Here is a 9,627-nt window from a genome sequence, read left to right as displayed (position 1 = left end):
GGTGCTCCTCCGGGGGACCGGGCGCGGGCGTGGGATCGGATCAGGTGGTCAGGCCGTGGCCTGGGACTCCATGCGCTGGCGCAGGCTCAGCGGCCGCATGTCGGTCCAGATCTCGTCGATGCGGGCCAAGCACTCGTCGCGGGTGCCCTCGGTGCCCTCGGCACGCCAGCCGGCGGGCAGATCCCGGTCGGTCCACCAGACCGAGTACTGCTCCTCGTCGTTGAGCACCACTCGGTAGCTGCGGTTGTCCGTCATTGCCACTCCTTAAGGGATCCGGTGGACGCCACGGTGGCGTCCACCACGGGTAGGAAGTCGTCGACGCGTACGCCCAGGCGCCGCCGTACGGCGGTGGCGCGGACGTGCTCGGCGAGCACGAGATCCAGCACGCCGAGGCCGAACGGGGACACCACCACCGGTACGTCGTCGACGGGCAGCCGCGCCTGGCCGCCGGCCAGCGTGCCGATGGTGGCGTGGATGAAGTTCCGGCCGCCGGTGAGCTGCTCGGCCAACTGCAACGAGGTGCCCTCTCGGCAGGCGTGATCGGGGTCGTCGACCACGTTGCGCGCGGTCAGCAGCCCCTCGGGGAGCAGGTCGCGCAGGGACAGGTGCAGCAGCATCGCGCCGGGCCGGCAGGCGGCCAGGTCGAGGTGGGGCTCGGTGGCGGTGGTGGCGATCGAGACCAGCCGGTGCGCGGCCATCGCCTCTTCGGCAGTCCCGGCCAGTGTCGTCGGCGTCCCCGGCAGCAGGGTCCGGGCGACCTCGGCGAAGGCCTCGGCCCGGCGGGGGTCGGTGTCGAACAGCGTCAGCGCCAGCGGAGGGGCGATGGTGCCCGCCACGAACCGCAGCACCTGCTGGTTGATCAGCCCGCAGCCGATCAGGGCCAGACCGTCCGGGCGGCGGTGCGCGGTGAGCAGGCCGGCCGCGAGCGCCGCGCTCGCCGCGGTACGCCGGGCCGAGATGACCGAGCCCTCGACCAGGGCCACCGGGTGGCCGGTACGCATCGAGTTCAGCAGGATCGCCGCGCTGGCCCGCTCCAGCCCTGCGGCCAGGTTGCCGGGGAAGGAGGAGATCCATTTGATGCCGCTCACCGGTGGGTCGGCGCCGAGGTAGGCGGGCAGGCCGATGATGCGGTCGCGGGGTTGCTGCGGGAAGCGCAGGAAGACCGAGTGCGGCAGGCTCGTGCGGCCCTGCTCGTGCAGCAGGTACGCGTGCCGAACCAGATCCACCACCCGGGCGTCGTCGCCGTCGAGGATGTCCCGCACCACAGCCCGACCGATGATCAGCACGTAGCGTCCTTCCACAGGTGGGTGATCTCCCCGAAGTGCCCGGAAACCCATTGATCGGAATAGATCGTGTCGAGGTAGCGGTCGCCGTTGTCGGGCAGGATCAGCACGGCGGTGGCGCCCGCCGGGATGTCCGCCATCCGTCGGCGCAGTGCGGCCACGGTGGCGCCGGAGGACCCGCCGGCGAGGATGGCCTCCCGGTGCAGCAGCAACCGGCAACCGACCACGCAGTCCAGGTCGGAGACGTGCATGATCTCGTCCGGGGTGGCGTCGGCGGCCAGCGGCGGCACGACCGAGGCGCCGTGCCCGGGGATCAGCCGGGTCGCTGGCTCGTCGCCGAAGATGGCGCTGCCCACCGCGTCCACCGCCACCACCCGCGTGGACAGCCCGTGGTCGCGGAGGTAGCCGACGCAGCCGACCAGCGTCCCGCAGGTGCCGGTGGAACAGAACAGATAGTCGATCCGCCCGTCGAGCGCGGTCACGATCTCGGCCATCGTCTGCCGCTGCGCGGCGGCATTGAGCGGGTTGGCGTACTGGTCCGGGCGGTAGGCGTGCGGGACCTGCTCGCACAGCTCGCGGACGCGGCGCTGCCGGGCCGGCAGGTACTCGCCGGTGACCGGGTCGGGGTGCTCGACCATCTCGATCTCCGCGTGGTACGCGGTCAGGATCGCGAGGTTCTGCCGGGTGGTCTTCGGGTCGACCACGCAGATGAACCGGATCGCGTAGTACGCACAAACCTGAGCGAGGCCGATGGCCAGATTGCCCGAGCTGGACTCGACGACCACCGATCGGCCGGGCACCAGCTCCCCGGATTCGACCTTGGCGCGCAGCATGCTCAGCGCGGTGCGGTCCTTGATGCTGCCGCCGGGATTGAAGCGTTCGAGCTTCACGAATAACCGGGAGGGGAACTCCGGAAACAACCGGACCAGCTGTACCAGCGGTGTGTTCCCGACCGTCGAGAGGATGCCCTCGCGCACCGTTCCTCCCTCCACAAGTGACCTACCAATGCCACGAAGTTGTCAATCAGCGCTATACCGCCCCTATACCGGTGCCTCGGGCGGCCACCGCCGGGCCTGGGTCCGGCCGGCGACGGGGGTCGCGCCGGCCGGATCCGGCCCGTGCGGCGGACGCGCCGGCCCGGCAGCACGGGGGCGCCGCGGGCCACGCCGCACCGGTCTATCGGGTGCCGAGCGCCAGCAGTTCGCGCAGTTCCGCCTGGTCGACCATCGGCGCCAGGGACACCACCGTCTCCGGCGCCGTGCAGGCCACCCGCAGCATCTGGAGGAAGTGCCCGGCCAGCCGCTGCACGGTCGCCTCGTCGAACAGGTCGGTGTCGTAACCGAACTCCGCCTGGAGCCGGCCGTCCTGGTACTGGGTGAGGGTCGCCGACAGGTCGAACTGGCCCTCGTCGTACGGGATGTCCAGCAGCCGGATCTGGCGCCCGGCGAACGCGTGCCGCCGGGTGGTGTAGTTGTCGCCGTGCTGGTGAGCCAGCAGGGTGACGGTCACCCGCACTGGCGGATCCTGGTTACGACGGCCCGATCGGAGCAGCGGGAACGGGTAGGCGGCATGGGCTACAGCGTCGGTCAGCTGTCGGCTCGCCGCGGTGATCGCCATGGCGAACGTGGTGTCCGCGTCGAACGATCCACGCAACGCGATCGTGTTGATCAACATGCCGACCACCCCGCGCAGCGCCCGTCCCCGACGCAGCGAGGCCGGACAACCGACGGTGAGCTCCCCCAGACCGGTGTAGCGGTACATCGTCGCCTGGAACGCGGCGAGCACGACGCTGTACGGCGTCACCCCGGCCGCCGCCGCGGTCTCCCGCAGCCGGCGGGCGAGGTCGTCCGGGAGTTCCTGACTGAACGCGCCGCCGCGGAACGAGCGCACCGGCGGACGGGGCCGGTCGGTCGGCAGGGTGGCCGCCGTGGCGCCGTCGCAGACCTGATCCCAGTAGGCGCGCAGCCGCTCGCCGCGCTCGCCGGAGAGGGCCGCCCGCTCCCGGGCCAGGAAGTCGTCGTAGCTGCCGGAGACCGGCTGCAACTCCACCGACCGCCCGGTCTGCAACGCCCCGTACGCGCCGTCCAACTCCTGCCAGACGATCCGCTGCGAGTGGAAGTCGGTGGCGATGTGATGGATGACCACCACCAGCACGCAGTCGGTGCGCCGCCGCAGCAACGCCACCCGCATCGGACCGTCCTGCGCCAGCCGTAGCGGCTGGTCGCCGAACTCCTGGCAGCGGCGCAACAGCCCGTCGTCGTCCAGGTCGGGAACATCGTGGACCTCGACCTCGCACCCGAGGTCGGGATCGACGACCCGCACCGGCCCCTGATCCGTCTGCACGAACCGGGACCTGAGCAGGTCGTGCCGTGATCGCACCGCCGCCACCGCCCGGCGTACCAGGTCGAGGTCGAGCACCGGTTCGACGTGCAGACCGTGGACCACATTGCTGGCCGGGCTGTCCGGGGCCAACCGGTGGACCAGCCACAGCGCTCGCTGCCCGACCGACAGCTCCCGGACGTCCTCGGTCACACCGGAGACCTGGCGGAGAGAACGAAGTCGCTGAGATCCTGGACCTTGGCGAAGCTGCCGACCAGCTCGTCCGGCACCTCGATGTCGAAGTGGGTCTCCACGGCGGCGAGCAGGTCGACGAGCTTGAGGCTGTCCAGCCCGAGGTCGACGAAGGTGTCGTCGGCGTTGATCTTTCGGTCGACGTCCTCGGTCATCAGCTTGCGGGTGAGCGATACGACGTCGAGGGACACCTGGTTCACGGTCATCGTCATGGTGCATGTCCTTTCGTAGGAAGGGGTCTTGATCGGAGTGGTCAGGGCATCCGGATGATCTGACCGGCGTAGGCGAGTCCCGCCCCGAAGCCCAGCAGCATCACCCGGTCGCCGGGGGTGGTCCGACCGCTCTCGTACAGCCGGCTGAGCGCCAGCGGCACCGACGCGGCCGAGGTGTTGCCGGTGTCGATGATGTCCTTGGCGACCTTCTCGTCCGGGATCTGGAGGATCTCGGCCAGCTGGTCGACGATGCGGAGGTTCGCCTGGTGCGGCACGAACCAGTCGATGTCCGAGAGCTCGACGCCGGCGGAGGCGCACACCTTGCGGGCCACCCTCGGCACGTTCTTGGTCGACCAGCGGTAGACCAGGGGGCCGTCCATCTTGGCGAACTCGCGGCCGTTGGCGTCCCACTTGGTGCCGAGGATGTCGGACCGCGAGCCGTCGCTGCCCCACACGGTCGGGCTGATTCCGTCGACCTCCGCGGGGGAGACCACCGCGGCACCCGCACCGTCACCGAAGATGACGTACGTCGCCGGGTCCTCCGGGTCGATGAAACGGCTCAGTTGTTCCGCCCCGACGACCAGCACGTTGCGGGCGCTGCCCATCCGGATCTCGTTGGCCGCGATCCCGATCGAGTAGGCGAAGCCGGCGCAGGCGGCGTTCAGGTCGAACGCGCCGGTGGCGGTGATGCCGATCCGGCTGGCTACCTCGGGCGCCCCGCCCGGGATGCGGTCCTTCTTCGTCGCCGAGGCGAGGATGACCAGGTTCACGTCGGCCGGGTCGACGTTCGCCATGGCCAACGCCTTTCCGCCAGCCTCGGCGGCCATCATCGTCACGGATTCCTCCGGCCCGGACCGGTAGCGCGACCGGATGCCGGTCCGCTCCTCGATCCACTCCGGAGTCACACCGGCTTCCTCGGCGATCTCCTCGTTGGTGATCAGCCTGCTCGGCCGGTACGCCCCGAGCCCGGTGATTGCCGCACCTGTCATCTGTGCCATCGCCTCCTCCGCACCACGCCTGGTCGGCGTCCTGGTGGCACCGTCCGGAGGCAGTGTTCGGCGGGGCTCTCATAACTTCTCTACATCGCGCCCGGTATGGAAAAGAGATAGCCCGGCCCCGGACCGTACGGCGGAAGTGTGTCGCCGCAGGCGGGCACGCCGATTCCGAGGGAGCGCGCATGGAGGAGTTCCGAGCAAAGGTCGCGGTCGTCACCGGAGCCGGTTCGGGCATCGGCCGGGCGCTGGCGGTCGAGCTGGCCGCCCAGGGCGCCCGGTTGGCCCTCTCCGACGCGGCGGAGGAGGGCCTGGCGCAGACCGCGGCGAGCTGCGCCGAGCGGGGAGCCGAGGTCCGCACCTACCGGTTGGACGTCACCGACAGGCTGGCGGTGCAGGCCCACGCCAAGGAGGTACGCGCCGACTTCGGCGGCGCCGACGTGGTGATCAACAACGCCGGGGTGACTCTGTTGGCCTCGATCACCGAGGCCGAGTGGGACGACATGCGGTGGGTGCTGGACGTCGACTTCTGGGGCGTGGTGCACGGCACCCGGGCGTTCCTGCCGCTACTCGTCGCCTCCCAGGGCCACCTGGTGAACATCTCCAGCATGTACGGGTTGACCGCGGCACCGGCGCAGAGCGCGTACAACGCGGCCAAGTTCGCCGTCCGGGGTTTCACCGAGGCGGTGTTGCAGGAGATGCGGGTCGGCGACGTGCCGGTGAAGGTCAGCTGCGTCTACCCGGGCAAGGTGCGGACCGACATCTTCAGCAACGCCCGGGCCGCGAAAGGGCTCGGCTACGGCGGGATCCGGGAGCGCTTCGCCCGGGAGGCGACGACCTCGGCCGAGCAGGCCGCACGGCTCATCCTGCGCGGGGTCCGGCGCAACCGGGTGAAGATCGTCGTCGGGGCGGACGCCCGCCGGGTCGACCTGCTCACCCGGTTGCTCGGCACGGCCTATCCCCGGATCACGGCGCGCCGGGCCCGGACGCAGGCGAGCCAGGTCCGCCTGGAGGCCATGCGGACCCGGCTCGCGGCACAGCGGGTCAGAACGTCAGACCACCGTCAACCGTGACGACCTGCCCGGTCAGGTAGGAGGCCCGCTCCGACAGCAGGAACGTCACCACCGGGGCGATCTCCTCCGCCTGGCCCAGCCGGCCGAGGGCGGTCCGCTGCTGGACGCCCACGGCCAGCCCGGCAGGCAGGTCGTTCAGCATGTCAGTCTCGATGAACCCCGGCGCCACGGCGTTGACCCTGATCCCGTACGGGCCGACCTCCTTCGACAGCGCCTTCGTGAAGCCGATGATGCCGGCCTTCGAGGCCGAGTAGTTGGTCTGGCCCGGGCTGCCGGTGATGCCGGCTACCGAGGACACCGTGACGATGGCGCCACCACGACGCCGCATCATCCGGCGGATCGCCGCCCGGCACACGTTGTAGACACCCCCGAGGTTGACGTCGATCACCGACTGCCAGTCCTCGTCGGCCATCATCGCCACCGGTCGGTCACGGATGATCCCGGCGACGGTCACCAGGGCCGCGATCTCGCCCAGGTCCCGCTCCACCCCCGTGACGAAGTCGCGCACCTGCGCGGAATCGGCGACGTCTACCTGCCGGGCCAGCACCCGGGCACCGGTCTCCAGCACCTCCGCGGCCACCTTCTCGGCGGCCTCCCGGCTGCTCTGATAGCAGAAACCCACGTCGTACCCGTCTGCGGCGAGCTGCCGGACCACGGCCCGGCCGATCCCTCGGGATCCGCCGCTGACCAAGGCGACCGGTCGTCGAATTTCACTCATGTCGACTCCTTGACGTCGGAGACCCCGGCCAGGACGGCGGGGCGAAGCGCAGCCGCCGGGCGCACCGCGCCGACCAGACGACCGACCTGCATGACCACCTCGGTGCCGACCACGCTCTCGCCCCGAACGAAACCCGTGTCGGCGATCAGCCGGATCAGCTCGACCCGGTGCTCGACCGTCTCACCCGGCAGCACCGGCCGGCCGAAGCGGATCCCCTCGAAGGCACCCGCGATCGGCACTCCGTCGGTCAGCACGGCGGGCATCGGCCGGTCGTGCCTGATCAGCACCAGCGCGGCCTGGCCCCACGACTCCAACAGCAGCACGGCAGGCAGCGGCCGGGTCCCGGTCACCGTGTAACTGCCCACCAGCCGGCTCCGGGGTACCAGTTCGCTGACTCGGTCGACCAGGAGCATCGGCGGTCGGTGCGGGATGAGCCGTCGAATGTCGTCGCGGTCGAGCATCAAGGGTTTCCTTCCTGATAGCGCAACACCACCTCGGCGGCCGGTACGCCGGACACGGCGACCGTGCCCCGGCGTAGCCCGCCGTCGCGCCGGATGGTGATGACCAGCTCGTCGTCGAGATCGATCGTTCGGAGGAACCGGCAGGACACCAGCTCGGCGAGGATCTCCGACGGCATCGCCGCGAGGACGGCGCGGTGCACGTACTCGACGATGTAGACACCGGGCAGCAGGGGGAAGCCGGGATAGTGCCCGGCGAAGACCGGGTCGTCCCGGTCGGGCCGAACTCGACCGACGATCTCGTCCCCGCTGGCGTGGTCGAGGTCGATCCGCGCGTTGGTCGCGCACTCGGGCGGGATCAGGATGGTCACTCACTGACCGTGCTGGCACCGGCTATATCTTCTCCATACGCCGGGAGCACGGCGGAAACGCCGGGGATCCGCAGGCGCGGCTATGCCGACAACGCCGATCTGGCGGTCACCACGCGGTGGTCCACCGGGTCGGCCTTCTCCCGCGCGAAGACCCGCACCAGGTCGTGGAAGCGGTGTCGCTGCCGGCGCCCGCCGTCCGAGCCCGCGATCTCCAACAGCCGGGCATCGACCAGGCTCTCGGCCACCTCCTCCCCCACCCGGCGCGTCACGCCGAGCACCCGGGCGGCGGCCCCGATCGGGAAGACGGCCGTTTTCAGCAGTGCCAGCCGGCGCAGCGCGACCTGACTCTCGACCTCCAACTCCTGATAGCTGCCCTCGATGCGGGCCCGCACGTCCAGCGTCCCCAGCCGTAGCTCGTTGAGACGGAACCGTTCGTCGGCCAGCCGCTGCGCGAGGTAGCGCAGTGACCAGTGCGGCCGAGCGATGAGCCGCGCCGCAGCCACCCGGATGCCGATCGAGAGCCGCCCGCACAACTGCACGATCCGGTGTGCGGCACCGGGCTCGGCGGCCACCCGCGACAAGCCGACGATGGTGGCGAACAGCTCCAGCGCCTGCGCCGGATCGAGGATGCCCACCTCGACGCGGGTGACACCGGGCAACTCGGAGAGGCGGCCACGACAGGTCAGGATCACCCGGCAGGACGGATCACCGGGCAACAGCGGGCGGACCTGCGGATAGTCGGCAGAGTTGTCGAGCACCACCAGGACCCGGCGGCCAGCCAACTGGCTGCGGTAGAGGCACTCGCGTTCGTCGAGGCGCCTCGGAATGGCCTCCTCGGCATTGCCGAGGCTCCGGAGGAACCAGCCCAGCACGTCGCCCGGGTCGGTGGCGTTGCCCCGGGTGCCGCCGAGGTCGGCGTAGAGCTGCCCGTCCGGGAACTCGCTGCTGCACAGGTGCGCGGCCCGCAGCGCCAGCGCCGACTTGCCGACGCCGGCCATCCCGGTCAGCAGCGTCCGCTGCGGAGCGGACGGCGACGTCTCGGCGAGCAGCCCGGCCAGCGCCCGCAGCTCCTGCTCCCGGCCGCAGAAGTCCTGCGCCCCGGGCGGCAGCATCGCCGGTCGGACGTCGCGCCAGCCCGGTCCGGCCCGCGGTGCGACCGCGACGTCGGGCATCCCGGGGCCGGCCAGCACCGTCTGGTACGCCTCGGCCAGGGCCGGGCCCGGATCGGCACCCAACTCGTCGGCGAGCACCCGCCGGCCCTGGTGGTAGACGGCCAGCGCGTCGGCCTGGCGGTCACATCGCAGCAGCGCCGTAATCAAGTGGCTGCGCAGTTGCTCGTGCAGCGGCTGCGCGGCGACCAGATCGCTCAGCTCCACCACCAGGTCGGCCTGCCGGCCCAGCATCAGGTCGGCCGTGATGCGATCCTCCAGGACCGCCATCCGCACCTCGGCCATCCGGGGCGACTCCGCCTCGATGAGGTAGTCGGTGACGTTGCTGAGCGTCGCTCCGCTCCACAGCGCCAGCGCCTCGTGCAGGTCCCGCGCGGCCTCCTCGTGCCGGCCGGAGCGCAGTGCGTCCCGACCCAGTCCGGCCAGCCGCTCGAACTCGTCGATGTCGAGTCGGCTGTCCCCCGTCCGCAGCAGGTACCCGGACCACTGCCGGACGATCTCCACCTCGTCGCCGAGATATTTCCGCAGGCGGGAGACGTAGTTGTAGAGCTGGGCGGCGAATGTCGCCGGCGGGTTTTCGTCCCACAGCAGCTGGCAGAGACGCGCGTCGGAGACTATTCGCCCTCGGGCGAGCAACAGGACGGCCAGGACGGTGCGCTGCTTGGCGCCGTCCAGCGGGACCTCACCGCCGTCGCGCCAGGCGCTCACCGGCCCCAGTACGCGAAACTCCACAGTCGCTCCGATCGGGTCAGCCCATCGAACAGTCGGAGACTCGACCAC

11 protein-coding genes are annotated in these 9,627 nt (G+C 70.9%); 1 reads left to right on the top strand and 10 read right to left on the bottom strand.

The window, feature by feature from the left end; genetic code table 11:
* Nucleotides 1-48 precede the first annotated feature (48 nt).
* From OG811_RS22805 to OG811_RS22780, 6 genes are all read right to left on the bottom strand, one after another.
* The gene (locus tag OG811_RS22805) at nucleotides 49-255 is read right to left on the bottom strand and encodes an MbtH family NRPS accessory protein (RefSeq protein WP_328375647.1); all 207 of its coding nucleotides are present in this window, start codon (nucleotides 253-255) and stop codon (nucleotides 49-51) included.
* Nucleotides 252-1,286 carry a 2,3-diaminopropionate biosynthesis protein SbnB gene (sbnB, locus tag OG811_RS22800; RefSeq protein ID WP_406068534.1) on the bottom strand — a complete coding sequence of 345 codons (1,035 nt, stop codon included), beginning with the start codon at nucleotides 1,284-1,286 and terminating at the stop codon, nucleotides 252-254. Before sbnB ends, OG811_RS22805 begins: the two co-directional genes overlap by 4 nt.
* Entirely contained in the window at nucleotides 1,280-2,248 is a 969-nt protein-coding gene (gene sbnA, locus OG811_RS22795) for a 2,3-diaminopropionate biosynthesis protein SbnA (RefSeq protein ID WP_272619357.1), read from the bottom strand. Before sbnA ends, sbnB begins: the two co-directional genes overlap by 7 nt.
* Before the next feature lie 211 nt (nucleotides 2,249-2,459).
* The gene (locus OG811_RS22790) at nucleotides 2,460-3,815 is read right to left on the bottom strand and encodes a condensation domain-containing protein (RefSeq protein ID WP_406068533.1); all 1,356 of its coding nucleotides are present in this window, start codon (nucleotides 3,813-3,815) and stop codon (nucleotides 2,460-2,462) included.
* Nucleotides 3,812-4,066 (bottom strand): acyl carrier protein, encoded by a 255-nt coding sequence (locus OG811_RS22785; protein WP_405433852.1) that lies wholly within the window; start codon nucleotides 4,064-4,066, stop codon nucleotides 3,812-3,814. Before OG811_RS22785 ends, OG811_RS22790 begins: the two co-directional genes overlap by 4 nt.
* A 41-nt stretch (nucleotides 4,067-4,107) precedes the next feature.
* A complete protein-coding gene (locus tag OG811_RS22780; RefSeq protein ID WP_405433853.1) occupies nucleotides 4,108-5,064 on the bottom strand; it encodes a beta-ketoacyl-ACP synthase III in 957 nt (318 codons plus the stop codon).
* A 179-nt stretch (nucleotides 5,065-5,243) separates the two neighbouring features.
* Here OG811_RS22780 and OG811_RS22775 point away from each other — a divergent pair, with 179 nt between their 5' ends.
* Nucleotides 5,244-6,131 carry an SDR family NAD(P)-dependent oxidoreductase gene (locus tag OG811_RS22775; protein ID WP_405433854.1) on the top strand — a complete coding sequence of 296 codons (888 nt, stop codon included), beginning with the start codon at nucleotides 5,244-5,246 and terminating at the stop codon, nucleotides 6,129-6,131.
* Here the strand turns inward: OG811_RS22775 and fabG are convergent.
* The 4 genes from fabG to OG811_RS22755 all read right to left on the bottom strand — a co-directional run bounded on the left by fabG (nucleotide 6,103) and on the right by OG811_RS22755 (nucleotide 9,579).
* On the bottom strand, nucleotides 6,103-6,849 hold the full coding sequence (gene fabG, locus OG811_RS22770; RefSeq protein WP_406068530.1) for a 3-oxoacyl-ACP reductase FabG: 747 nt from the start codon (nucleotides 6,847-6,849) through the stop codon (nucleotides 6,103-6,105). The genes OG811_RS22775 and fabG overlap by 29 nt on opposite strands.
* Nucleotides 6,846-7,310, bottom strand: coding sequence for a 3-hydroxyacyl-ACP dehydratase FabZ family protein (locus OG811_RS22765; protein ID WP_405433857.1), 465 nt, complete (start codon nucleotides 7,308-7,310; stop codon nucleotides 6,846-6,848). Before OG811_RS22765 ends, fabG begins: the two co-directional genes overlap by 4 nt.
* Complete coding sequence (locus OG811_RS22760; protein WP_124855632.1) at nucleotides 7,310-7,678, bottom strand: hypothetical protein; 369 nt, start codon at nucleotides 7,676-7,678, stop codon at nucleotides 7,310-7,312. Before OG811_RS22760 ends, OG811_RS22765 begins: the two co-directional genes overlap by 1 nt.
* A gap of 80 nt (nucleotides 7,679-7,758) precedes the next feature.
* Nucleotides 7,759-9,579, bottom strand: a complete 1,821-nt coding sequence (locus tag OG811_RS22755; RefSeq protein ID WP_406068529.1) for a BTAD domain-containing putative transcriptional regulator — start codon at nucleotides 9,577-9,579, stop codon at nucleotides 7,759-7,761.
* Nucleotides 9,580-9,627 lie beyond the last annotated feature (48 nt).

Origin of the sequence: Micromonospora sp. NBC_01638 (assembly GCF_045209745.1) — a bacterium.
Lineage (GTDB): Bacteria > Actinomycetota > Actinomycetes > Mycobacteriales > Micromonosporaceae > Micromonospora.
The sequence above is the reverse complement of the archived record's forward strand: the minus strand, read 5'-3'. Positions and strand labels throughout refer to the sequence as shown.

What these genes read in the sequence shown, in the direction of transcription:
- OG811_RS22765 (WP_405433857.1), bottom strand. Translation starts at nt 7,310, where the DNA reads ATGCTCGACCGCGACGACATTCGACGGCTCATCCCGCACCGACCGCCG.
- OG811_RS22785 (WP_405433852.1), bottom strand. Translation starts at nt 4,066, where the DNA reads ATGACGATGACCGTGAACCAGGTGTCCCTCGACGTCGTATCGCTCACC.
- OG811_RS22805 (WP_328375647.1), bottom strand. Translation starts at nt 255, where the DNA reads ATGACGGACAACCGCAGCTACCGAGTGGTGCTCAACGACGAGGAGCAG.
- fabG (WP_406068530.1), bottom strand. Translation starts at nt 6,849, where the DNA reads ATGAGTGAAATTCGACGACCGGTCGCCTTGGTCAGCGGCGGATCCCGA.
- OG811_RS22780 (WP_405433853.1), bottom strand. Translation starts at nt 5,064, where the DNA reads ATGGCACAGATGACAGGTGCGGCAATCACCGGGCTCGGGGCGTACCGG.
- OG811_RS22775 (WP_405433854.1), top strand. Translation starts at nt 5,244, where the DNA reads ATGGAGGAGTTCCGAGCAAAGGTCGCGGTCGTCACCGGAGCCGGTTCG.